This is a genomic window from Nocardia sp. 348MFTsu5.1 (genome assembly GCF_000383535.1).
Taxonomy (GTDB): Bacteria; Actinomycetota; Actinomycetes; order Mycobacteriales; family Mycobacteriaceae; genus Williamsia; species Williamsia faeni.
This window is the reverse complement of the sequence record NZ_KB911510.1, coordinates 154,277-177,544: the sequence shown is the minus strand read 5'-3', so window position 1 is coordinate 177,544 and position 23,268 is coordinate 154,277. Positions and strand designations below refer to the sequence as shown.

The following is a 23,268-nucleotide window of genomic DNA, read 5'->3' as shown; positions in this document are numbered from 1 at the left end:
GTTTGGGCACACTCGACGGCAGTTTGGGCACACTCGACGGCGATGTCGGCACGCTCAACGGCAATGTCGGCACGCTCAACGGCGATGTCGGCACGCTCGACGGCAATGTCGGCACGGTCGACGGCCTGTTCGGCACAGTGATACGACGGAGGCACGCTCGACGGTCAGGTCAATTCAGGAATGTGCGTTCGATTCCGTAGGTGTCTTCTTCGTCGAACACGATCCGAACGCGTTCGCCGGTCGATACCAGGCTGGGCATGATGGCTTCGATGTGGCGCTCGCGGGCGAGGGCGTGGTCGACACTGCCGGATTCGATCAGGTCATGTAGCTGTGCCCAGGTCGGGGGCAGGAGCAAGGTGTTTCCGGCTTCCCAGTCCGCGAGTACGGCCTGCGGTGTGGTCCAGCCGCTCTCAGAGGCCTCGGTTGTCTCGCCGTCGGCTTCCTGTCCTTCCGGGAGGACCGCCAGGAAGAACCGGGTGTCGTAGCGGCGACGCTCACCCAGCGGGGTGATCCAGTGCGCCATCGGACGCAGCAGGTCGGCCCGCAACCGCAGGGTGTGGTCGCGGAGGAACTGCGCAAACGACAGCGACTTGTCGACCAGCGCCGCACGCTCGGCGGTCAACACCGACGTGTCGGGAAACTTCCCGTCGGCATCGGCGGCCAGCAACACACCACATTCTTCGAACAGCTCCCGGACGACCGCACACACCAGCGCCTGGGCTGTTGCGGCATCGGTATGGAATTGCTCGGCCCACCAGTGCTCGTCCGGCCCTTCCCAGGCGAGATCGGCCTCGGCATCACGCGGGTCGACGCCGCCGCCCGGAAAGACGGTCACTCCGCCGGCGAAGTCCATGGCCTTCACCCGGCGCATCAGGAACACGTCGATCGGGGTTTCCGACTGCGAACTCTCACGGATCAGCACCACGGTCGCGGCGTCCCGGATCGGAACCGATTCCGGATTCTCGGCAAGTGTGAAGCTCATTCGGCTCTCCTTCTCCGGTGGCCACCGGCACGGCGCGATCGACGGGCGAAGTACCGGCCACCGGCCCTGCTCAGCACGATCGACTGGCTGAACGCCTCCGACAGGTTCGCCGATGTCAGGACGTCTTCCAATAGTCCCTGTGCGACCACCACGCCCTCCTTCAACAGCATCGCGTGAGTGAACCCGTTCGGGATCTCCTCCACATGGTGTGTCACGAGAACGGTCGCGGGAGCGTCGGGGTCGGCGGCGAGCACCTCCAGACGCGCCACCAGTTCTTCACGAGCACCGAGGTCCAGACCGGCCGCCGGTTCGTCGAGCAGCAGCAGTTCGGGATTGATCATCAGCGCCCGCGCCACGAGCACTCGCTTGCGCTCACCCTCGGACAGCGTGCCGAACGCCCGGTCCGCCAGATGCTCGGCGCCCATCGACTCGAGCATCTCCAGGGCCTGGTCGCGGTCTACCTGGTCGTATACCTCTTTCCAGCGACCCAGGACCGCATAACCTGCGGAGACCACCAGATCACTGACCACCTCGTGGACCGGAATGCGATCGGCCAGCAGGGCCGACGTCACGCCGATCCGTGCGGTCAGCTCGCGCACCTCGGTCCGCCCCACCGGCTCCCCCAGCAGAAAAGCGCTTCCGCTGCTCGGATGGGTTTCGGCGGAGGCCATCCGCAGCAGCGAGGTCTTGCCCGCACCATTGGGTCCGAGGATCACCCACCGTTCGTCGAGTTCCACCTTCCAGGTGATGGGCCCGACGAGGTTGTTGCCCTCACGCCGCAGCGCCACATCTTCGAAGTCGATCAGCAGGTCTGGATCCGTTTCACGCACCCCCCTATCGTGCCGCACGCCGACCGCTCACACGGCGCCCACAGTGGAGTGTCGGGAATCGAACCCGAAATCAGTTGGTACCGGAACCGGGTTCGACCATCGCGAAATCGGCAAAATCGAAGCCGGGCACAACAATACAGCTGACCAGCGAGGCTTCATCCCCGTGCGGGGACGCACGCTGCCATTCACCCGGCGCCACCACATATTGGGGCTGCTGACCGGCGAGCACATCCGAGCCGACGTACACGGTGCGCTCGTCGATGGGCCCGCTGCCCTGACCGCCGAGTCCCAACGCCACCGGGGCGCCGCGGTGATGCAGCCAGATCTCGGATCCGCGCACGGTATGCCACGCCGATTGTTGTCCGGGCATGAGCAGGAACAGGATCGCGGTGCCACCGGACCGATCGGCGGGATAGCCCTGCGGTAGCACTGATTTCGGAAGCGTCAGATCACTGATCCAGGTCTGACGGTAGAACCCGCCCTCCGGGTGAGGCTCCAACTCCAGGTTCACGGCCCAATCCGGAAGCTCTGTCATGGATCGAGACTAATCACCGGGGCACATTCCCGTCAGAACGTGCTGATCACCGTCACCGAACCCGGTGCGATCTCGGTGAACCCGGCATCGCGCACGGCGACCGCCGTACCCGCCGCATCAGCGGACAGCAGCTGTTCCCACCGGGATTCGGCCGATGTCCGAACGCGAACCGGGCATCGGTCAGCGAACCATTGTGCGGCCTGGTCCTGGTCCATGAGTTTGACCGCGAGCATCGACGCATGGCCGACCTGCGCCGCCAGCTTCCCGACCGACATCTCCAGGGTCGGGTTCACCCACAGCGTCGGACGGATCGCGGACGCGGTGCCATCGACAACGGCTGTGTCATCGGCACCGCTGTCGCCGGCACCGCTGTCGCCGACCTCGGTGCCACCGATCTGCAGGCGAGCGATCCGGCGATCGGTCTGCCCCACCGGACCCGGCACGATCGCCCGGGCCTGCGCGGACCCGTGGACGGCCGTGACCCCTGGAACGTCCTGGGCCGCTTCCCAATGCGCACCGCGGGCTCGTCGGGCGATCTTCCGGATCCTGGCGTCACACCAGTTGTCCATCTCGGTCGCCCACGGCCCATCCGGTCCACTGCGCTCATCAAGACAGAGCAGAGCCACCGCCGAGGCGGCTGCGGTGAGCAGTTCGGTCCGGTTCACCGGCTCCGATTTCGGGATGTGCAACACCATCTGCATGGCCAGCACCTGACCGGGATCGTCCGGATCACTGTGTCCGCCAACGTATCCGACCAGTCGCCGGTAGCGTTGCCCGAACGTGTCGGTGTTCTCGGAATCAGCGGGGCGCTCGGCAGCGTCCGGACTCCCCGCCTGCCCGGGTTCCATCGTCAGTTGAGTGGCACGCGACGCAAGACACCGTCGACCGCGTCGGCCGCCTCGATCTCGTCGCGAGTGATACCGAGGATGAACAGCACCGCATCGAGGAAGGGATGCGACAGCGCGGCGTCGGCAACCTCCTGCAGTGCCGGCTTGGCGTTGAACGCGATGCCCAATCCGGCAACGGTCAGCATGTCGATGTCGTTTGCGCCATCACCGACGGCGATCGTCTGCTCCATCGGGACACCCACGCTGTCGGCAAACGCCCGCAGCGCGGTGGCCTTTCCGGGCCGGTCGACGATCTCGCCGATCACCCGGCCGGTGAGCTTGTTGTCCGCACCGATCTCCAGGGTGTTCGCCTTCACGAAGTCCAGTTCGAGTTCATGCGCGAGCGGCTCGATGACCTGACGGAAGCCACCGGACACCACGCCGCAGTGGTAGCCCATCCGGTGCAGTGTGCGAATGGTCGTTCGGGCGCCGGGCGTCAGCTCGAGTTCGCTCGCGACCTCCTCGAGAACGGACACGTCCAAGCCCTCGAGCGCCTTGACCCGCTCGTGCAGCGATTCGGCAAAGTCCAGTTCGCCGCGCATGGCGGCCTCGGTCACGGCAGCGACCTCGGCCTCACGTCCGGCACGGGCGGCCAGCATCTCGATGACCTCGCCCTGGATGAGGGTCGAGTCGACGTCGAAGACGATCAGTCGTTTGGCGCGCCGGGCCAGGCCACCGCGTTCGACGGCCACATCGATACCGTGGCTGCTCGCGACCACGGCAAGGCCTTTGCGGAGCGCGGCGTCGGCGGCGACGCTGTCACGGTCGACGCTGATCAGCAGCTCGAGGCCGGTGACCGGATAGTCGGCGATGCCGCGAATCGAGTCGATGTTGCCACCCTGGCGGGCCAGCTCTCCGGCAAGTGCACTGAATCCCTTTGCACTGACCGGGCTTCCGAGAACAACCACGGCGTGGGTCGACAGCCGTCGGGTCTCGTTGTCGGCGCCGACCTCGACGGTGACGTCGATGCCCAGCGAATCCATCGCCTGCTCGATGACCTCTTGGAGTTCTTCACTGTCGCCGAAGCACCGCACCAGGACGCCCAGGGTCAACCGCCCCCGGATGACAACCTGCTCGACGTCCAAAATGCTGACCTGACGAGTCGACAGTGCCCCGAACAGCACCGAGGTCACGCCCGGCTTGTCGTGCCCGGTGACGGTGATGAGGACAGTCGTTCCTGCTCCCGCGGCACCGACGGCAGCGGGATTGATGTTGCTCGTCACGTCAGTTCTGATCGGATTCTGTAGAGGATTCGTGGGCACCGACCTCTAGCGGCTGGTGCTTCTTGTTTTCGGCCTTCTCACTGAGGTGACCCACGTGTGCTTCTTCGCGCATGCGGTCAACCATATGCGGGTAGTGCAATTCGAATGCAGGCCGCTCCGACCTGATGCGCGGGAGCTCGGTGAAGTTGTGCCGGGGCGGTGGGCAACTGGTTGCCCATTCGAGCGAGTTGGCGAAGCCCCACGGGTCATCGACGGTGACGACCTCGCCGTACCGGTAGCTCTTGAAGACATTCCACAGGAACGGCAGCGTCGACACACCGAGGATGAACGCACCGAGCGTCGACACCCCGTTCAGGGCTGTGAAGCCGTCACTGGGGAGGTAGTCGGCGTAGCGACGCGGCATACCCTCGTTGCCCAGGTAATGCTGGACCAGGAACGTCGTGTGGAAGCCGATGAACGTCAGCCAGAAGTGCCACTTGCCCAGACCCTCGTCGAGCATGCGCCCGGTCATCTTCGGGAACCAGAAGTAGATGCCGGCGTAGGTGGCGAACACGATGGTGCCGAAGAGCACGTAGTGGAAATGGGCGACCACGAAGTAGCTGTCCGAGATGTGGAAGTCCAGGGGCGGGCTCGCCAAGATGACGCCGGTCAGGCCGCCGAACAGAAACGTGATGATGAAGCCGACCGAGAACAGCATCGGCGCCTCAAAACTCAGATGGCCTTTCCACATGGTGCCGATCCAGTTGAAGAACTTCACACCCGTCGGGACTGCGATGACAAACGTCATGAACGAGAAGAACGGCAACAACACCGCGCCGGTGGCGTACATGTGGTGCGCCCACACCGCGACCGACAGCGCAGCGATGGCCAACGTCGCATAGACCAGCGTCGAATAACCGAAGAGCGGTTTGCGACTGAACACCGGGAAGATCTCCGAGACGATGCCGAAGAACGGCAGCGCGATGATGTACACCTCGGGATGCCCGAAGAACCAGAACAGGTGCTGCCACAGCATCACGCCGCCGTTGGCCGGGTCGTAGATGTTCGCACCGAACTGGCGATCGACCTCGAGACCCATCAGCGCGGCCGTCAGCAGCGGGAAGACCAGCAGGATCAGCACGCTGGTGACCAGGATGTTCCAGGTGAAGATCGGCATCCGGAACATGGTCATACCGGGCGCCCGCAGACAGACCACGGTGGTGACCATGTTGACCGCACCGAGGATGGTGCCCAGACCACCCACGCCGAGTCCCAGGATCCAGAGGTCGGCGCCGGCGCCGGGTGAATGCACCGCGTCCGTCAGCGGTGTGTAGGCCGTCCAGCCGTAGTCAGCGGCACCACCAGGGGTGATGAAGCCGAGGAGTGCGACGGTCGAGCCGAAGAGGAACAGCCAGAAGCTGAACGCATTCAGACGCGGGAAGGCGACGTCGGGAGCACCGATCTGCAGCGGCAGGACGACGTTGGCAAACCCGATCACGATCGGAGTCGCGTACATCAGCAGCATCACGGTGCCATGCATCGTGAACAACTGGTTGAACTGCTCGGTCGACAAGAACTGCAAGCCCGGTGCGGCCAACTCCGCGCGCATCAACAACGCCATCAGGCCACCGATGAGGAAGAACGCGAAGCAGGCGCACAGGTACATGATGCCGAGCATCTTGTGGTCGGTGGTCGTCAGCATCTTGTAGATGAACGACCCCTTGGGGCCCGTCCGAGCGGGGTAGGGCCTCACGGGCGTCACTGAAGATTTGGGCTGGTCTATCGCGGTCACGGATCCTCCTACCTGCAAAGGTCGACCGCGATGTCACACAGATCTTGATCAGTGACCGCGGCGTAAGAGCTCGGCACGATTCTTGGATCTGATCGTAAACCCAAAAGACCACTGAAGCCGGTCATCTCCTACAAACTGTCGTAGGAGATGACCGGCTTCAGTGGTGTGAAACCCGGGTCAGATCGGATCCGGGTCGGTGGACGACTCGTGGCTGCCGACCGTCAGCGGATCGCGTCGCGCCTTTTCGGCGTGGTCACTGCTGCTCCCGTGTCCGGGTCCGACATGTGCTTCGTCGCGCATGCGATCGATCATGTGCGGGTAGTGCAGCTCGAACGCGGGCCGCTCCGAGCGGATCCGGGGAAGCTCGGTGAAGTTGTGCCGCGGCGGCGGGCAGCTCGTGGCCCATTCGAGCGAGTTGCCGAAGCCCCAGGGGTCGTCGACGGTGACGACCTCACCGTAGCGGTAGCTACGGAAGACGTTCCACAGGAACGGCAGGGTCGAGGCACCGAGGATGAACGCACCCACGGTCGAGACCACGTTGAGCGTGGTGAACCCGTCCGTACTGAGGTAGTCGGCGTAGCGGCGCGGCATGCCCTCGTTGCCCAGCCAGTGCTGGACGAGGAAGGTCGTGTGGAAGCCGATCATGGTCAGCCAGAAGTGGATCTTGCCCAAACGCTCATCGAGCATGCGTCCGGTCATCTTCGGGAACCAGAAGTAGATGCCGGCGTAGGTGGCGAACACGATGGTGCCGAAGAGCACGTAGTGGAAGTGCGCAACCACGAAGTAGCTGTCCGAGAGATGGAAGTCCAGGGGCGGGCTGGCGAGCAGCACACCGGTCAGGCCACCGAACAAGAACGTGATGATGAAGCCGACCGAGAAGAGCATCGGCGTCTCAAAGGTCATATGACCCTTCCACATCGTGCCGATCCAGTTGAAGAACTTCACACCGGTTGGCACCGCGATGAGGAATGTCATGAAGGAGAAGAACGGCAACAGCACGGCGCCGGTGGCGTACATGTGGTGCGCCCACACCGCGACAGACAGTGCAGCGATCGACAGCGTGGCGTAGATCAGGCCGCTGTAACCGAAGATCGGCTTGCGGCTGAACACCGGGAAGACCTCCGAGACGATGCCGAAGAACGGCAGCGCGATGATGTACACCTCGGGGTGACCGAAGAACCAGAACAGGTGCTGCCAGAGCAGAACACCGCCGTTGGCCGGGTCGTAGAGGTTGGCACCGAACTGGCGATCGACCTCGAGGCCCATCAGTGCGGCGGTCAGCAGCGGGAAGGCCAGCAGGATCAGGACGCTGGTGACCAGGATGTTCCAGGTGAAGATCGGCATCCGGAACATGGTCATGCCGGGCGCCCGGAGGCAGACGACGGTGGTGATCATGTTGACCGCACCGAGGATGGTTCCCAGACCGGACACGCCGAGTCCCAGGATCCAGAGGTCGGCACCGGCGCCGGGTGAATGCACCGCGTCGGTCAGTGGGGTGTAGGCCGTCCAACCGAAGTCAGCAGCACCACCGGGGGTGATGAAGCCGAGCAGCGCCACGCTCGAGCCGAAGAGGAACAGCCAGAAGCTGAAGGCGTTCAGACGCGGGAACGCGACGTCGGGAGCACCGATCTGCAGCGGCAGGACGACGTTGGCAAAGCCGATCACGATCGGGGTCGCGTACATCAGGAGCATCACGGTGCCGTGCATCGTGAACAACTGGTTGAACTGCTCGGTCGACAAGAACTGCAAGCCGGGTGCGGCGAGCTCGCTTCGCATCAGCAGGGCCATCAGGCCACCGATGAGGAAGAACGCGAAACACACAACCAAGTACATGATGCCGAGCATCTTGTGATCAGTTGTCGTCAGCATCTTGTAGATGAACGACCCCTTGGGCCCCGTGCGCTCGGGGTAAGGCCTAACCGGAGCCACCTGCGTGGTGGGCTGGTCTACCGCGGTCACTGATCCTCCTACCTGCGTGGCCACTCCGGTCCGTCGCGGCGAAAAAGCTTCCGCTCACGACATGAGGGCACGGCGATGAATGTGCGCTGAGGAGAATCGTAAACCCTCCCCCGCGACGGGACCGCGCGGGCTCCTACGAACTGTCGTATTTCGATGCGGTGTGCCCGATCCGGCGCGCCGAGGGGAACCTCGATCGTTTCGCACAGTGCTAGTTTGGTCGGGAATTCGACCATCTGGAAGACATCACCGAAAGAGTGGCAGTGAGCGATGTGATCCGCCGTCCGCGCGGCATGGCGGTGTTGGCATTGGCAGCGCTCGTCAGCGTCGGTGCGACAGCGTGTATCGATTCGTCGGTCCCCGGTGGCGAGGGTTCGGTCGCCCGGACGACATCACGTATTGCCGCGGTCGATCTGGTCAACCCTGATCGGGATGCCAACACGACATGTCAGCCGACGGCAGCGCTCGATCCCGGCGCGCCGGATCCGCAGCGCATCCTGGTCGCCGATCCGAGCCTGCTCGACGCATTGTGTGCGCTCGGGCTGCAGGACCGCGTGGTCGCCACGACCACCATCGACGGCACAGTTCCTACCTATATGGGTGATGCGGTGCACTCGCTGCCCACCATCGGCGATGTCGCGGCGCCGGATCCGGCCAAGGCAGTCTCATCCGATCCCGATCTCGTCCTGACTGTCGGGAACTCCCCCGTCACCGACGCCCTCGCCGATGTTCCGGACGCCACCGTCGATCCCGCTGCGGATTGGAAACAGCGGTTTGTCGCCGTCGCAGCCGCGGTCGGCCGGACCGGGGCCGGAGACCAACGCCTGCAGGGATACCTCGACGCGGCGAAGGCACTCGGTATCCGGGTGGGCGCGCGATATACACAGGCATCGCTGGTGCGATTCACCGCAGATTCCACGATTGTGATGGGTACCGACGCGTTTGCCGCCCGGGTACTCACCGACGTCGGCGCGCAGCGCCCCCCGGGTCAGCGTGAGCCCGAACCGACGGTGCTCGATGACAAGAACTTCGAGATCGCCGACGGTGATGTCATCTACGCCGGCTTCGACGGCGAAGAAGGTCAGGACTACGGCACCTCGATCCTGAAGACCGACCGCTGGCTCGACATGGGCGCGCCGAGCTGGGGCCGCACGTGGATCGTCGAGGACGAGGTCTGGTTCGGCAGCGGCGGACTGTCGGCAGCCACCATCGTTCTCCTCAACCTCCGCAACACCCTCTGACGAACCGGTTCACGCAGGTCAGAACTGTTGTGAGGTTTCGATCGTGGTGACCGAAATCTTGTCCCCCGCTCATGCGGCGCCGAGCATGAATGCATGACTGTTACCGACGAATACCTGGAAAACAACCGCACCTTCGCGGAGAGCTTTTCTGGCCCGCTGCCGCTGCCACCCAGTCGGCACCTCGCAGTGGTCGCGTGTATGGATGCCCGGCTCGACGTCTACCGCATTCTCGGACTCAAAGACGGCGAGGCACACGTCATCCGCAACGCGGGCGGCGTGGTCACCGACGACGAGATCCGGTCCCTTGCCATCAGCCAGCGCCTGCTCGGTACCACCGAGATCATCCTGATCCACCACACCGACTGCGGCATGCTGACGTTCACCGACGACGACTTCAAGCGCGGGATCCAGGACGAGATCGGCGTCAAGCCGCCGTGGTCTGCCGAATCTTTCCCTGACGTGGACGAAGATGTGAAGCAGTCACTCACGCGGATCAAGAACTCGCCGTTTGTCACCAAGACAACCTCGCTGCGCGGGTTCGTCTTCGATGTCGCCACGGGCAAGCTCAACGAGGTCGAGGTCTGACTCCATCCACCGGATCGGATCTCACGAAAAAGCTCCACCAGCAATGCGCTGGTGGAGCTTTTTTGCTGTCGCACAGGCAGATTCAGCGTCCGCCGGCACATTTCACGGGATGTCCGGCCAGCCTTTCTCGGACGGGATGTCGCCATTCTCGACGGCCCTGGCCAGCTGGGCATGGTCGGCCGTGTTCTGGTCGGCGTACGCGCTGGCGAACTCGACCAACGCGTCTTCGGCCTTGTTGCTGTTGCCGAGGTAATCCGCGATCGCCGCAGCATCACCGCTGCGCGCATGGGCGCGCGCCAGTGCATGCCCGCAGGCGGCGGCGAAGCGCGGCAGCCCCAGGGCCACGCCCTCCCCCTTCGGAATGACCTTCCCGTCCCGGTACTGCCGGACGTAGAAGTCCAGGTCCAGATCCATCGGGGGGTACTGGAACGTCGTCCAGCCCACGAACATGTCCGTCGCGCTCTGAATCAGCCGTTGCCCCTGGACAACTCGCTCGCCGTGGTTCTCGTATTGGCTCTTGCCCAGGAACTGTTCGTACACCGAAGGGCCGGCCTGTTTCACCTGAAAGAACAGCGGCTCACCGGAGCGTTGTTCCTCGAGCAGCGTCAAAAAGACCCGCATCCCGACGCTGCCGACGCCGACCACCTGACGCACCGCATCCACTGCGTCATATCGGCTCAGCAGATATTTGAGCTGATCGGGCACCGACTTGCGATACTCGTCCAACACACTCTGAAGAACGGCCTCGGCGTCATCGCCGAGCCGATGGGTCCGGTAAGGCGGATCTTCAGTGATCTGTCGCCGACCTTCGACAGTGGCGATGAGCTTCTTCGACGCACCACGACTGGTGCGCTTTCCCGCGCTTTTCTCGATCAGCTGATCGAGCGCCTCCTCGTTCTCCTTCTTGGCATATTGAAGGAGCCGTTCGACGTCGATCTGGTCGTACCAGACTTTGATCTGCGGTGTCTGGGCGTAGCGCCTGATGTTCTTTCGATAGCTGCGGTAGCCGTTCCGAACCGCCTCCTGCCCAACGGATTCCGTCAATCCGTTGTCCCGGGCCAAAACGATCACACTGGCCAGATAGCGCTTCAGGTCCCACTCGAACGGTCCCGGCAGGGTCTCGTCGAAGTCGCGGAGGTCAAAGAGCAGTTTCCGCTCGGGCGAGTTCCACAGCCCGTAGTTGAGGATGTGGGCGTCACCGCACATCTGGACCATGATCCCGGTGTGCGGTGCGGAGGCGAGATCTGCGGCCATCACCGCAGCAGCGCCGCGGTAGTACGTCCATGGCGAATGGCTCATTCGTCCGTGTCGGATAGGCAGCAGATCTGGGGCGCGAATGTCACTCTGCGCCAGGATCGTTGCCAACGCATCGTGTCCCCGTGTTGCCGGGTTCCATTTACCCAACTCTCGCCGGTGGACGCGCTCCCTGGCCTCGCGGCCTGCTGTTGTGTGTTCGGGAGCCTGAGTTTCGGGAACCGGGGTTTCGGGAACCGGTGTGACGGTCATTTCTGCACCTCGCTGTACATGGGCGAAATGCCAAGTATGGCAGCCAAACGCCGCCTACGCCGGGAAGACTCCAGACTTGACGCGGTAAATCCGACCAATCAGACTCCGACCCGGGTGATCACATGCCGGAGTTCGCGAACTGCCGACGATAAGTCGTCGGTGTTGTGGCGTAAGCGGATACGAAGTTCTGCCGGAAGGTGACCCCACTACCGAATCCACACGCCGTCGCGATCTCGTCGACACCCCAGTCGGTTGTCTCGAGCAGCACGCGTGCCTCATTGAGCCGCTGCTCGAGCACCCAGCGCGCCGGTGTGGTGCCGGTCGCCCGATGGAACTGCCGCACGAAACTCCGGCGGCTCATCCGGGCCTGCTCTGCGAGCCGGTCGACCGACAATGTCTCGCCGAGCCGGCCCAGTGCCCATTCCTGCACCACCGATATCGCAGTAGCCTCGGCGGGCCGCGACAGTGGACGCTCGATGTATTGCGCCTGTCCACCATCGCGGTGCGGGGCGACCACAAGACTGCGTGCGACGCGGGTCGCGACCGCCGATCCGAGGTACCTGCGTACCAGGTGCAGGCAGGCATCGATCGATGATGCGGTTCCGGCCGACGTCATCACATCGCCGTGATCGATGTAGAGCACCGAAGCATCGATCTGGCTGCCGGGACTGCGCTCTGCCAGGATCGGCATCATCTCCCAGTGCGTCACCGCCGAACGCCCTTGGAGCACACCGGCATCCGCCACCGCAAAAGCGCCGAGGCACAGACCGGCGATCAGCGCCCCTCGCTCGTGCGCCCGCACCACCTCGCGTCGGAATGTGTCCGTGGGCGGCGTGAGGGGTAGCGGCCAGGACGGAATGATCACGATGTCGGCCCACTCGATCGTGCTCGAATCCGCCAACTCCCCCACCGGAAAACCTTCGGCCGTCCGCACCGAGCCACTGTGGTCCGACCACAGTCGGGTCTCCCAATCTGTTGCCAAACCGAGGCGCCCGAGCTCGCCGAACACCATCAGCGGCGCCGCGAGATGGAACATCGTGATGCCGTCGAATGCGTAGATGCCGATCCGCATACGTCCTCCCAAGTTGGCCTGATCTCATCGAAATTATGCATCTATGCCACTCACGCTCGCGCTCGAACCGGGGAAACAATGGGAATCGAACGAACCTTCACCGCAAGATCCCGTCCACAGGAGTGAACATGACCGCACCGCGCCGCGCCCTCGTTGTTGTCGACGTCCAGCAGGAGTACTTCGACGGACCGCTGCAGATCCAATACCCTCCCCGAGAGAAATCGCTGGCCAACATCGTCAGCGCCATCGGAGTCGCCGACTCTCGCGGCATCCCGGTGGTCGTCGTGCAGCATCACATGCCGGCCGGCGCTCCGGTGTTTGTCGAGGGGACGCCGGGATGGCAACTTCACCCCGAGGTCGAGTCGGTCGCCGATGGGTCCAGAAAGCGCATCCACAAGCAGTACGGGAGTGTCTTCGCGGGCACCGATCTCGCACAATGGTTACGCGACAACAACATCGACACCATCACGCTGGCCGGCTTCATGACCAACAACTGCGATCTGGCCTCCGCCGTCGAGGCCGAGGGACTGGGATTTGCCGCCGAGATCCTCTCCGACGCCAGCGGCGCAATTCACCTGGCCAACGAGGCAGGAAAGGTCTCGGCCGAGAACCTGCACAACACACTCATGGTGCTGCTGCAGTCCAACTTCGCGGCTGTCGCGACCACCGCCGAATGGACCGATGCCGCCGCGGCCGGCGCGGTTCTACCCAAGAGCAATCTGGTTGTCTCCGCCATCGAAGGCAGCGCCGCGGCGGTGTGACCACCCGGCTGCAGCGCTACGCCGGCCAGCCGTCGACTGCCTCGATGGTGCCGTCGTCGATCGCCTCGACGAGTTGTGCGTGATCACGATCGTTCTGATCGGCGTAGGCAAAGCCGAACGACATGAATGCGTCCTCGAGCTTGTCAGAGGTCCCGAGGTAGTCGGCGATCGCGGCGGCGTCTCCGCTGCGGGCATGCGCCCTCGCCAGGACGTGCCCGCAGGCCGAGGCGAACTGCGGCAGCCGGTAGGCGACGACCTCACCTTTGGGAATCACCTTGCCGTCGCGGAATTGCCGGACGTAGAAGTCCATGTCGTCGATGGTCGTCCATCCGACGAATGAGTCGGTTGCGCTCTGGATCATGCGCTGGCCGTGGACAACCCGTTCACCGTTGTTGGCGTAGTGGCTGGCCGGGAGGAACTGTTCATACACCGACGGGCCGGCCTGCTTGATCTGCAGGAACAACGGATCGGCGGTGCGGCGTTCCTCGATGAGGGTGAGGAACACCCGCATTCCGACGCTGCCGACCCCGACGACCTGGCGGACCGCATCAACAACGTCAAAGCGCGACAGCAGGCTCGAGACGTGATCGGGTACCGAACTCTGGTACATCCCGATGATCTGATCGAGCAGCCCCGCGTACTCGGCCAGCGCATGGGTTCGGAACGGCGGATCTTCACTGATCCTCCGTTGTCCGTCAATCACATTCGTGAGTTTCTTCGATGCACCGCGACTCGACCGCTTGCGCGCCTGTTTCTCGATCATCGCGTCGAGGCGGTCCTCGTCGTCCTCAGCTGTGTATCCGATGAGCTGACCGACGTCGACCTGGTCGTACCAGACGTCGATCTCCGGCATCCGGGCGTAGATCCCGATCCATTCGCGATAACCGCGATATGCCTCCGACACAGCCCTTTTGGCGTCCGACGGCGAGACGTTGTTGCTGCGGGCGAGTACCACCAGGCTTGCCACGAACCTCTTCACATCCCACTCGAACGGCCCCGGCAGGGTCTCGTCGAAATCACGCAGATCGAACGCGAGGGTGCGCTCAGGGGTGTTCCACAATCCGAAATTGAGAACGTGCGCATCACCGCACAGTTGGACGGTGATACCGGTATCGGGTGTCGAGGCGAGGTCGGCCGCCATCACCGCCGCTGCGCCCCGGTAGTACGTCCACGGCGATTGACTCATCCGTCCGTGCCGGATCGGTAGCAGGTCGGCGGCGCGGATCGCGTTCTGCGCCAGGATCGTCTCTAGCGCGTCGTGGCCGCGGGTCGCCGGGTTCCACACCCCCAGCGAGCGCCGCGGCACAATCTTGCGCGAGGCACGTCCCGGACCCGGATGCTCCGGCGCCCGGGCACGTCCGATGAGGGTGCCACCACCGCCCTGCCAGAGAACTCGTCCCGCGTGATCCAGAATCGTTTCAGGTGAACTCACTGCGACCACGGCGTGACGGGCCGTTCGCCCCGGACTCCGTCGATGACGAAGTCGACCTTTTCCTGATAGAAGCAGATTCGCCCTGTGATCTGATGCATCTCCGGCGGCGGATTTTCGTAGCTCCACGCGATGTCGATGCCGGCGTCGCCGAGCCGCGGCGCGGACCAGTGGGTGGCTTCTCCCTTGTACGCACATGTTGTCGACGTGTCGCTGCGCACCAGATCTGCCAGCACGTCCCCCGGCGAGAGATAGAACCGCGGCGGCAGGTGGGTTTCGAACAGCATCAGTGGATGCCCGGATTCGGCGAGGATGTCGCCACCGGAAACGATATGTACCACGCGGGCGCTGTGCCGGATGTCTATGCGTGAGAAGGGATCTCGCGGATGCCCGAATATCCGCTCGTCCTCTTCGAACCAATCGAAGGGACTGAAGTCGAGCACGGCGTACCCGTCGAGGTCGTCGGGCAGGAACACCTCACCCGGACCGCCGGCACCATGCACGACTGCCGTGCGACCGGCGCAGGTGTGCTGGGCAAAGGCGTTGCTCGGATCGAGCATCCCGGTGGGTATCGCGTCGGCCGTGTATGGACGGACATCTTCCAACGGCTCTTGCAGGTCGATGACCGGAACGGCGTAGGACGGAACGATGCGTTGCGGTTCCCAGACCAGGTAGGCATGATCGGTGCGCGCGAGGACCTGCTCCGCCGACGTCACCGTCACCATTTTGACCGTGGGTTCGTACCGCAGACTCCCGAGCGCCGACATCAGGTACTGGTTCAACATGGTCGCCATCGTGACCACCTCCGGACACCACAATACGACTGATCTTCGGCCCACTCGATGGAAACGCGGGCACGCTCGGCGGTGATTTCGGCACGCTCGACGGTGGACCCCCGCCGAGCGGGCCGATCCGACCGTCGAGCGGGCCGATCCGACCGTCGAGTGGGCAGAAAAAACAACATCCGCACCGAAGTATCGGTGCGGATGTTGTTTGGCGTGCAGGTCTGAGGTCAGAAGTCCCAGTCGTCGTCTTCGGTGATGACCGCCTTGCCGATGACGTACGAGCTGCCCGACCCCGAGAAGAAGTCGTGGTTCTCGTCGGCGTTGGGTGAGAGTGCCGACAGGATCGCCGGGTTCACGTCGGTCTCATCCCGCGGGAACATCGCCTCGTAGCCCAGGTTCATCAGGGCCTTGTTTGCGTTGTACCGCAAGAACTTCTTCACGTCTTCGCTCAGGCCGACATCGTCGTAGAGCGCTTCCGTGTAATCGGTTTCATTGTCGTAGAGCTCGAACAGCAACTCGAAGGTGTAGTCCTTCAGTTCCTGCCGGCGCTCGGGCGTCTGGGTCTCCAGAGCACGCTGATACTTGTATCCGATGTAGTACCCGTGGACGGCCTCGTCACGGATGATCAACCGGATCAGGTCGGCGGTGTTGGTGAGCTTGGCACGAGAAGACCAGTACATCGGCAGGTAGAAGCCGCTGTAGAAGAGGAACGACTCGAGCAGGGTCGAGGCGACCTTGCGCTTGAGCGGGTCGTCGCCACGGTAGTAGTCCATGACGATCCGGGCTTTGGTCTGGAGTTGTTCGTTCTCCTCGGACCAGCGGAACGCCTCGTCGATCTCCTTGGTGGAACACAACGTGGAGAAGATCGAGCTGTAGCTCTTGGCGTGCACCGACTCCATGAACGCGATGTTGGTCAGCACCGCCTCTTCGTGCGGTGTGGTCGCATCCGGAATCAGACTGACTGCGCCGACGGTGCCCTGAATGGTGTCGAGCAGGGTCAGTCCGGTGAAGACGCGCATCGTGAGCTGCTGCTCGAGCGGGGTGAGGGTGCCCCACGACGGGATGTCGTTGGACACGGGCACTTTTTCGGGCAGCCAGAAGTTGCCGGTCAGGCGATCCCAGACCTCGGCGTCTTTCTCATCGGGCACCCGGTTCCAGTTGATCGCCGACACCCGGCTTACCAACTTGATGGGTGCTCCGTCTGCGGGGCTGTGGGTGGACGTCATCGTGCTCCCCTGATGTTCGAAAATGTGCTGGTCGAAGATGGTGTGTCGGCGGTGTTCACAGCGCGGACCTTTACAGCATGCATGAGACGCAATTCTCCACCTCGGTGCCTTCGAGGGCCATCTGACGCAAGCGGATGTAGTAGAGCGTCTTGATGCCCTTGCGCCATGCGTAGATCTGCGCCTTGTTCACGTCGCGGGTGGAGGCGGTGTCCTTGAAGAACAAGGTCAGGCTCAGACCCTGATCGACATGCTGCGTCGCCGCGGCATAGGTGTCGATGATCTTCTCGTAGCCGATCTCGTACGCGTCCTGGTAGTAGTCCAGGTTGTCGTTGTCCATGTACGGCGCCGGGTAGTAGACGCGGCCGATCTTGCCCTCTTTGCGGATCTCGACCTTCGCCGCGACGGGGTGGATCGAGCTCGTCGAGTGGTTGATGTAGCTGATCGAACCGGTCGGCGGAACCGCCTGGAGGTTCTGGTTGTAGATGCCGTGTTCCTGCACGCTTGCCTTCAGCTCGCGCCAGTCGTCCTGTGTCGGGATCGCAATCCCCGCCTGCCCGAACAACTCTCGGACCTTGTCGGTTTCCGGAGCCCAGGTCTTCTCGGTGTACTTGTCGAAGAACTCACCGGTGGCGTACTTCGATCGCTCGAAGCCACCGAACGCCTTGCCGCGCTCCTTGGCGATCCGGTTCGATGCCCGCAGCGCGTAGAACAGGACCGTGTAGAAGTAGATGTTCGTGAAGTCGATGCCCTCTTCGGAACCGTAGTAGACATGCTCACGCGCCAGGTACCCGTGCAGGTTCATCTGCCCCAGACCGATCGCGTGGGAGTCGTCGTTGCCCTTCTGAATCGACGGCACCGAGGTGATGGCCGTCTGATCCGACACCGCGGTGAGTCCGCGGATCGCGGTCTCGATGGTGTGTGCGATGTCGGGCGAATCCATCGTCTTGGCGATGTTGAGCGACCCGAGGTTGCACGAGATGTCTTTGCCGATGGTCGAATACGACAGATCGTCGTTGAACGTCGATGCCGTCGAGACCTGCAGGATCTCCGAGCACAGGTTGGAGTGGGTGATCTTGCCGTCGATCGGGTTGGCGTTGTTCACCGTGTCCTCGAACATGATGTACGGGTAGCCCGATTCGAACTGCAGCTCGGCGAGGGTCTGGAAGAACTCGCGCGCCTTGATCTTCGTCTTGCGGATCCGACGGTCTTCGACCATCTCGTGGTACTTCTCGCTGACACTGATGTCGGCGAACGGCACACCGTAGATGCGCTCGACGTCGTACGGGCTGAACAGGTACATGTCGTCGTTGCGCTTGGCGAGCTCGAACGTGATGTCCGGGATCACAACACCCAGCGAGAGGGTCTTGATCCGGATCTTCTCGTCCGCGTTCTCACGCTTGGTGTCGAGGAAGCGATAGATGTCGGGGTGATGCGCGTGCAGGTACACCGCGCCGGCACCCTGACGGGCACCGAGCTGATTGGCGTAGCTGAACGAATCCTCCAGCAGCTTCATGATCGGGATGACACCCGAGCTCTGGTTCTCGATCTTCTTGATCGGAGCGCCGTGCTCACGAATGTTGCTCAGCAGCAACGCGACTCCGCCGCCACGCTTGGACAGTTGCAGGGCGGAGTTGATGGAGCGGCCGATCGACTCCATGTTGTCTTCGATACGCAGGAGGAAGCACGACACGGGCTCGCCGCGCTGCTTCTTGCCCGAGTTGAGGAACGTCGGGGTGGCCGGCTGGAACCGTCCGTCGATGATCTCGTCGACCAGTGCCCGCGCGAGAACAGTGTCGCCGTCGGCCAGGGTGAGAGCGACCATGGAGACGCGATCCTCGAACCGCTCGAGGTAGCGCTTGCCGTCAAATGTCTTGAGCGTGTACGAGGTGTAGTACTTGAACGCACCCAGGAAGGTCGGGAACCGGAACTTCTTGCTGTACGCGTGGTCGAAGAGACCCTTCACGAACGCACGGTCGTATTTGTCGAGAACCTCTGCCTCGTAATAGTTTTCCTCCACCAGGTAGTCGAGCTTCTCATCCAGGTTGTGGAAGAAGACCGTGTTCTGGTTGACGTGCTGGAGGAAGTACTGGTTGGCCGCTTCCCGATCCTTCTCGAACTGGATCTTGCCGTCGGCGTCGTACAGGTTCAGCATCGCGTTGAGCGAGTGGAAGTCCATCTCCCCCGGTTCACGCCCCGATGGGTCGGCATGCGTGCCTGATTTGATGGCCGAGCGCTCTGCTGCTCTCACATCAGTTACTGAGGCTGCGGTTGGCGACACTGTGGCGACTCCTTGTGAGAAAGATCTGACGATTGCGCGAAATGGTAGAGACCGGTTCTGACACGTTCGACGTCCTCGCTGTCGCCCATCAGTTCAAACCGATAGAGATAGGGCACCCGACACTTGCGAGAGATGACGTCTCCGGCGTAACAGAACTCTTCCCCGAAGTTGGTGTTGCCGGCGGCGATGACCGCACGGATCAGGGAACGGTTGGCTTTGTCGTTGAGAAACTTGATGACTTGCTTGGGCACGAATCCGCCGGCCTCACCAGACGCCTTGCCGCCCCCGTATGTGGGGCAGACCAGGACATAAGGTTCGTCGACGGTGAAACTGCCGTCTCGATCGATGAGCGGTATCCGCCGGGCTCGCAGACCGAGCTTCTCGACGAATCGGTGCGTGTTCTCCGAGACGCTCGAGAAATAGACGATCAGCGGCGCCTCGGAGAGATTTCCGGCGAACTGGTCGAGCTCCGGCGTCGCCTTCGTGTCTGCATCTGTGGTGTGTACGGGAACCTTCCCCATGTCCCGACCTCCACGAAATAGATGACAGGTAGAACGTTTGACGAATGACGAAGATCAGGCAGCTGCTGCGACAAGCGCCTTGATGCGGTCCGGACGGAATCCCGACCAGTGGCTGTCACCGGTGACAACAACGGGAGCCTGCAGGTAACCGAGCGCCATGACGTAGTCGCGGGCTTCGGAGTCCTCGGTGATGTCGACGATCTCGTAGTCGAGGCCGTTCTTGTCGAGGGCTTTGTAGGTGGCGTTGCACTGCACGCAAGCAGGCTTGGTGTAGACGGTGATGGTGGCGGTTGTCGCAGTAGTCATATTCCCAGAACTCCTTTGTGACGGAACCGGTGATTGCTACCCACAACAGCACCAGATAGCGGTCCAGATTTGACTTTCAAATAGTTATCCCGGCGGCTTCGGGGAGGAGAACTTCGTTGTCCTTCAGTTCCAACCCCGTGGTGCCGTTCGGTGTTCCAAACACTACACCTAGTGTCTGACATTCGGAACAACACAACACGTTGCGAATCACATTCATGAAAGTCCCAGGTCACGGGAACTACACCAACATGAATTTCGGCGTGTCTCGGCGCGTCGGGCGTGTCCCACCGGTCACAACCGTCACGCGTTGCCACCACACACCCACATCCAACACCTCACCACCGACAAGTGGCCTCCACACAGACGAAGGCCGGGTGCCCTGGGACGCCCCCCAACCGCTCCGTGGAGCGGCTCGAGGATGTCCAGGACACCCGGCCGGTTAGAACTCAGAGTTCCCGAAAACTCAGGCGTCGACGGTCACCGCATGGTCGACCAGGATCGCCACTGCCGCACGAAGGGTCTCGACGACCTCGGGAACGTCGGCGACGGCCCTGCCTTCCAGGCTTCCGATCGCCAGGTGCAGGTCGACGTCCTCGACAACCTTGCCGCCGGCGATGCCCACCGAGCGGGCGGTGTCGGCGTGTGACCACTTGCCGCCGTACTGCGCGAGTGCCGCACCGAGCACACCCACGGGCTTGCCGCTGATCGCACCGGAACCGTAGGGACGCGAGAGCCAGTCGATCGCGTTCTTGAGCACGGCGGGGATGGTGCCGTTGTATTCCGGGGTGGCGATCAGGAGCGCATCGACGCCGGCCACGGCGTCACGCAGCCGGGTCACTGTCTCGTCGACCTGATCGGTGTCGAGGTCCTCGTTGTAGAAGGGCAGCTTCTCCAGTCCGCTGTACAACGCGACCTCGACACCGGCGGGCGCATTGTCCGCCGCAACCTGGGCGAGCACCCGGTTGACGGAATCGCGCCGCAGACTTCCCACCAGAACCAGAACCTTTGCGGTGGCGCCAGACGCCTTGTTCGTATCAGTAGCGTTGTCGGTCAAGGTCACTCCCTATTCGTTTCTGCAGCTAATTGCCAAACCTACTCAGGTTAACCGGACCGCAGTCCGAAACTATTCCCGGTGTGGCTACCGTTACAGTCAGTGCTGTGTCCACGCCCCCTCGGCACCCGGCCCCGGGTGCAGACCAGCAGCAATCCGGCACACCTGTCGGCGCACTACCTCTGCTGACGACGCCGCCACCGACTCCCCTGCGGCGCCCGACTGGGCCATCGCTCGTCGCGCCGGCCGAGTCGGAGCGCGCGGACGCCGCCCGCAATCGCCAACTCCTGCTCGAAGCAGCCACCCGGCTCATCGATCGCCATGGTGCATCCGCCGTCACGATGGACGCCGTGGCGAAGGAGGCAGGTGTCGGCAAGGGCACGGTCTTCCGCCGTTTCGGCAATCGATCCGGACTCATGATCGCGTTGCTCGATCACTCCGAGTCCCAGTTGCAGCAGGCCTTCCTGAGCGGACCCGCTCCGCTCGGCCCCGGCGCCCCCGGCGAAAAGGTCGACCCGCTCGACCGGCTCATCGCCTACGGACGCGCACGGCTGACAACCGCCGCCGCCCACCTCGATATTCTCCTGGAAGCCGAAGAAGGTGGCCCCCAACGATTTCGGCACCCCACCCGCATCGTGTCGGTCATCCACACAAGGACACTGCTCCAGGCCATGGGCTTTCACGGCAACCTCGAGTTGATGTGCATCGCGGTGCTCGCTCCGCTGGACCCACCGGCCATCTATCACCTGCATCACCACGACCACATGCCGTTCGACCAGATCGCCGATCAGTGGGAATCCCTGGTCCGGTCACTGCAGCCCATGAAGGGCTGAACCACGTTCGGCCGGTTCAGTTCTCGGGTGCGCCGATCTGTGTCCCGGCGAGGTCGGGCGCCATCCCGTCGTGCGACACCAGCGCATTGCTCTGCGACAGAGTCGGCCCCGTGGCCAGCAATGAGACGATCGACCACGGTGCCGGGACCGGGCTGTCCCCCAACCCGAGGGCAATACCCGTGTTCTGATCCGGGACACCGAATCTGACACCCGAATCACTCACGTAGAACAGCGATTCCGCGCGTGTGCTGTCCGGTTCCGAACCGGTGACGCGGATGTAATGCCCGCGGCCCGGTTCGACGAACACCGCGTCGAGTCCGGCACCGGGTCCATCGGCTCCGGCCAGTACCACCGGCGCTTCTTTCGAACCGAGCGGCAACGTCGATCCGAGGAGCACGCTCTGTACCGCCTGGTAATCGTCCTTCGACCGCACCCACGCGCTGCACAACACCGGGTCGGCATCGACGTCGGTCAGGACCGGCGTCACCGAAGGGAAGTCCGATACCGGCAATTCGTCGATGGTGTCGACACCGGTCAGCGCACCCGGACCCATCGTCGGGACAGTGCCACCACCGGCCGTGTCGGCTTGCCTGATGACCTCGGCAGCCACCTCACCGACCTGCTGGACACCCCGTCCCAGTGCGACGTAGTAGGTCGTCGCACCCGACAGGCCCGTCACCTTGATCACCGTTCCGACGGAGATGTCGTCGCCCAGCGCCGACGGCGTTCCCGCACCCGAGATCGCCGGAACCACAATGGGTTCGACCTCAGGCAGGGAATTGAGCAAGCCCGGGCTCACCGTTCGCACCGGCGCCCCGTCGATGCCCAGCGCACGCCGCACCGGAACGCTGCCGGTATCGACCCGTGCCCGCTTCCCGTCGAAGATGAGATAGGTGTCGTCACCGGCGGTGACCAGGGAGGCATCGCCCGTCGTCGCCGCCCTCACCCGGTCGCCGAGTTCGGGCTCTCCGGCGACCACCGTGGTGACTGCGGCATCATCGGACACCATGTCGCAGACCGTCCACTGCGAGATGTCGGCGGACAGCGGTCCCGGCAATGCCGGTGGCGCACCGGGTATCCCGAGCAACGGTCCCCGCGGGTACCCCGTGAGCTTCTTCTCGGCGATGGATTTCGGCGACTCGTCGCTGCCGCTGATCAACCGGGCGGACGCAAGATTGAGAACCGGATGCAATCGGCCGTCGACCACGACATACATCGCGCCGGCCGTCTTGCTCACGATTATCTTCGAGTTCCCCACGGTGCCTTGCGGTTTGATGAGTCCGTACACGCCGAATCCGGCGAGTACCAGCAACGCCAGCACGAGCCCGACCACCAGCGAACGGAACTGTGACCGCATCGGATCGTGCAACATCCGTACATCACGCCGGATCAGCGCGTGCTCGAGTCGGCGCAGCAAAAAGCGGTAGCCGTTGACCTGAGCCTTTGTCGTCAATTGAGCAGGCAAAACATCCCCCCAGTCCTCCCGCGGT

At 63.3% G+C, this 23,268-nt stretch carries 22 protein-coding genes; 5 read left to right on the top strand and 17 right to left on the bottom strand.

What is annotated here, in order from left to right; translation table 11 throughout:
- Positions 1-2: 2 nt before the first annotated feature.
- A complete protein-coding gene (locus H290_RS27770) occupies positions 3-200 on the top strand; it encodes a hypothetical protein (protein ID WP_020105500.1) in 198 nt (65 codons plus the stop codon).
- Here H290_RS27770 and H290_RS27765 read toward each other — a convergent pair.
- From H290_RS27765 to ctaD (H290_RS0104075), 7 genes are all read right to left on the bottom strand, one after another.
- Positions 170-982, bottom strand: a complete 813-nt coding sequence (locus tag H290_RS27765; protein ID WP_020105499.1) for an NUDIX domain-containing protein — start codon at positions 980-982, stop codon at positions 170-172. The genes H290_RS27770 and H290_RS27765 overlap by 31 nt on opposite strands.
- Entirely contained in the window at positions 979-1,812 is an 834-nt protein-coding gene (locus tag H290_RS0104100; protein ID WP_020105498.1) for an ABC transporter ATP-binding protein, read from the bottom strand. Before H290_RS0104100 ends, H290_RS27765 begins: the two co-directional genes overlap by 4 nt.
- A 70-nt stretch (positions 1,813-1,882) precedes the next feature.
- Entirely contained in the window at positions 1,883-2,347 is a 465-nt protein-coding gene (locus tag H290_RS0104095) for a cupin domain-containing protein (RefSeq protein ID WP_020105497.1), read from the bottom strand.
- Between the two features lie 32 nt (positions 2,348-2,379).
- A complete protein-coding gene (locus tag H290_RS0104090) occupies positions 2,380-3,195 on the bottom strand; it encodes an aminoacyl-tRNA hydrolase (RefSeq protein ID WP_020105496.1) in 816 nt (271 codons plus the stop codon).
- A 2-nt stretch (positions 3,196-3,197) separates the two neighbouring features.
- Positions 3,198-4,457, bottom strand: a complete 1,260-nt coding sequence (gene serB / locus H290_RS0104085) for a phosphoserine phosphatase SerB (RefSeq protein WP_020105495.1) — start codon at positions 4,455-4,457, stop codon at positions 3,198-3,200.
- 1 nt (position 4,458) lies between these two features.
- Positions 4,459-6,228: a cytochrome c oxidase subunit I gene (gene ctaD / locus H290_RS0104080; protein ID WP_028462758.1), complete on the bottom strand. Its 1,770-nt coding sequence runs from the start codon at positions 6,226-6,228 to the stop codon at positions 4,459-4,461.
- A gap of 177 nt (positions 6,229-6,405) precedes the next feature.
- On the bottom strand, positions 6,406-8,187 hold the full coding sequence (gene ctaD / locus H290_RS0104075) for a cytochrome c oxidase subunit I (RefSeq protein WP_028462757.1): 1,782 nt from the start codon (positions 8,185-8,187) through the stop codon (positions 6,406-6,408).
- 260 nt (positions 8,188-8,447) lie between these two features.
- Here ctaD (H290_RS0104075) and H290_RS0104070 point away from each other — a divergent pair, with 260 nt between their 5' ends.
- Both H290_RS0104070 and H290_RS0104065 read left to right on the top strand, forming a co-directional pair.
- Complete coding sequence (locus H290_RS0104070) at positions 8,448-9,425, top strand: hypothetical protein (protein WP_020105492.1); 978 nt, start codon at positions 8,448-8,450, stop codon at positions 9,423-9,425.
- Between the two features lie 93 nt (positions 9,426-9,518).
- Complete coding sequence (locus tag H290_RS0104065) at positions 9,519-10,010, top strand: carbonic anhydrase (protein WP_028462755.1); 492 nt, start codon at positions 9,519-9,521, stop codon at positions 10,008-10,010.
- A 102-nt stretch (positions 10,011-10,112) separates the two neighbouring features.
- Here the strand turns inward: H290_RS0104065 and H290_RS27760 are convergent, their stop codons facing one another.
- Both H290_RS27760 and H290_RS0104055 read right to left on the bottom strand, forming a co-directional pair.
- Complete coding sequence (locus H290_RS27760; protein ID WP_051121873.1) at positions 10,113-11,516, bottom strand: DUF2252 domain-containing protein; 1,404 nt, start codon at positions 11,514-11,516, stop codon at positions 10,113-10,115.
- Between the two features lie 118 nt (positions 11,517-11,634).
- Positions 11,635-12,588 (bottom strand): GlxA family transcriptional regulator, encoded by a 954-nt coding sequence (locus tag H290_RS0104055; RefSeq protein WP_020105489.1) that lies wholly within the window; start codon positions 12,586-12,588, stop codon positions 11,635-11,637.
- Positions 12,589-12,716: 128 nt separating this feature from the next.
- Here H290_RS0104055 and H290_RS0104050 point away from each other — a divergent pair, with 128 nt between their 5' ends.
- Positions 12,717-13,349, top strand: coding sequence for an isochorismatase family protein (locus H290_RS0104050; protein WP_028462754.1), 633 nt, complete (start codon positions 12,717-12,719; stop codon positions 13,347-13,349).
- Between the two features lie 16 nt (positions 13,350-13,365).
- On the opposite strand, the gene H290_RS0104045 is transcribed toward H290_RS0104050, so the two are convergent.
- The 7 genes from H290_RS0104045 to H290_RS0104015 all read right to left on the bottom strand — a co-directional run bounded on the left by H290_RS0104045 (position 13,366) and on the right by H290_RS0104015 (position 20,954).
- Positions 13,366-14,790 (bottom strand): DUF2252 domain-containing protein, encoded by a 1,425-nt coding sequence (locus tag H290_RS0104045; protein WP_020105487.1) that lies wholly within the window; start codon positions 14,788-14,790, stop codon positions 13,366-13,368.
- The gene (locus H290_RS0104040) at positions 14,778-15,572 is read right to left on the bottom strand and encodes a DUF427 domain-containing protein (RefSeq protein ID WP_028462753.1); all 795 of its coding nucleotides are present in this window, start codon (positions 15,570-15,572) and stop codon (positions 14,778-14,780) included. The genes H290_RS0104045 and H290_RS0104040 overlap by 13 nt, the downstream gene beginning before the upstream one ends.
- A gap of 218 nt (positions 15,573-15,790) precedes the next feature.
- Positions 15,791-16,789, bottom strand: a complete 999-nt coding sequence (nrdF, locus tag H290_RS0104035; RefSeq protein ID WP_020105485.1) for a class 1b ribonucleoside-diphosphate reductase subunit beta — start codon at positions 16,787-16,789, stop codon at positions 15,791-15,793.
- Between the two features lie 70 nt (positions 16,790-16,859).
- A complete protein-coding gene (nrdE, locus tag H290_RS0104030; protein WP_028462752.1) occupies positions 16,860-19,067 on the bottom strand; it encodes a class 1b ribonucleoside-diphosphate reductase subunit alpha in 2,208 nt (735 codons plus the stop codon).
- The gene (gene nrdI / locus H290_RS0104025) at positions 19,043-19,588 is read right to left on the bottom strand and encodes a class Ib ribonucleoside-diphosphate reductase assembly flavoprotein NrdI (RefSeq protein WP_020105483.1); all 546 of its coding nucleotides are present in this window, start codon (positions 19,586-19,588) and stop codon (positions 19,043-19,045) included. Before nrdI ends, nrdE begins: the two co-directional genes overlap by 25 nt.
- A 54-nt stretch (positions 19,589-19,642) precedes the next feature.
- Complete coding sequence (gene nrdH / locus H290_RS0104020; protein ID WP_020105482.1) at positions 19,643-19,894, bottom strand: glutaredoxin-like protein NrdH; 252 nt, start codon at positions 19,892-19,894, stop codon at positions 19,643-19,645.
- 463 nt (positions 19,895-20,357) lie between these two features.
- A complete protein-coding gene (locus H290_RS0104015) occupies positions 20,358-20,954 on the bottom strand; it encodes an NADPH-dependent FMN reductase (RefSeq protein ID WP_020105481.1) in 597 nt (198 codons plus the stop codon).
- A gap of 200 nt (positions 20,955-21,154) precedes the next feature.
- On the opposite strand from H290_RS0104015, the gene H290_RS27755 reads away from it, so the two are divergent.
- Positions 21,155-21,778 carry a TetR/AcrR family transcriptional regulator gene (locus H290_RS27755; RefSeq protein WP_036518129.1) on the top strand — a complete coding sequence of 208 codons (624 nt, stop codon included), beginning with the start codon at positions 21,155-21,157 and terminating at the stop codon, positions 21,776-21,778.
- Between the two features lie 16 nt (positions 21,779-21,794).
- Here H290_RS27755 and eccB read toward each other — a convergent pair whose 3' ends face one another.
- Positions 21,795-23,243 carry a type VII secretion protein EccB gene (gene eccB, locus H290_RS0104005; RefSeq protein WP_028462750.1) on the bottom strand — a complete coding sequence of 483 codons (1,449 nt, stop codon included), beginning with the start codon at positions 23,241-23,243 and terminating at the stop codon, positions 21,795-21,797.
- Positions 23,244-23,268: the final 25 nt, after the last annotated feature.

What these genes read in the sequence shown, in the direction of transcription:
- H290_RS0104040 (WP_028462753.1), bottom strand. Translation starts at nt 15,572, where the DNA reads ATGGCGACCATGTTGAACCAGTACCTGATGTCGGCGCTCGGGAGTCTG.
- nrdI (WP_020105483.1), bottom strand. Translation starts at nt 19,588, where the DNA reads ATGGGGAAGGTTCCCGTACACACCACAGATGCAGACACGAAGGCGACG.
- nrdH (WP_020105482.1), bottom strand. Translation starts at nt 19,894, where the DNA reads ATGACTACTGCGACAACCGCCACCATCACCGTCTACACCAAGCCTGCT.
- H290_RS0104095 (WP_020105497.1), bottom strand. Translation starts at nt 2,347, where the DNA reads ATGACAGAGCTTCCGGATTGGGCCGTGAACCTGGAGTTGGAGCCTCAC.
- H290_RS0104050 (WP_028462754.1), top strand. Translation starts at nt 12,717, where the DNA reads ATGACCGCACCGCGCCGCGCCCTCGTTGTTGTCGACGTCCAGCAGGAG.
- H290_RS0104090 (WP_020105496.1), bottom strand. Translation starts at nt 3,195, where the DNA reads ATGGAACCCGGGCAGGCGGGGAGTCCGGACGCTGCCGAGCGCCCCGCT.
- H290_RS27760 (WP_051121873.1), bottom strand. Translation starts at nt 11,516, where the DNA reads ATGACCGTCACACCGGTTCCCGAAACCCCGGTTCCCGAAACTCAGGCT.
- H290_RS0104065 (WP_028462755.1), top strand. Translation starts at nt 9,519, where the DNA reads ATGACTGTTACCGACGAATACCTGGAAAACAACCGCACCTTCGCGGAG.
- H290_RS27765 (WP_020105499.1), bottom strand. Translation starts at nt 982, where the DNA reads ATGAGCTTCACACTTGCCGAGAATCCGGAATCGGTTCCGATCCGGGAC.
- nrdF (WP_020105485.1), bottom strand. Translation starts at nt 16,789, where the DNA reads ATGACGTCCACCCACAGCCCCGCAGACGGAGCACCCATCAAGTTGGTA.
- H290_RS0104055 (WP_020105489.1), bottom strand. Translation starts at nt 12,588, where the DNA reads ATGCGGATCGGCATCTACGCATTCGACGGCATCACGATGTTCCATCTC.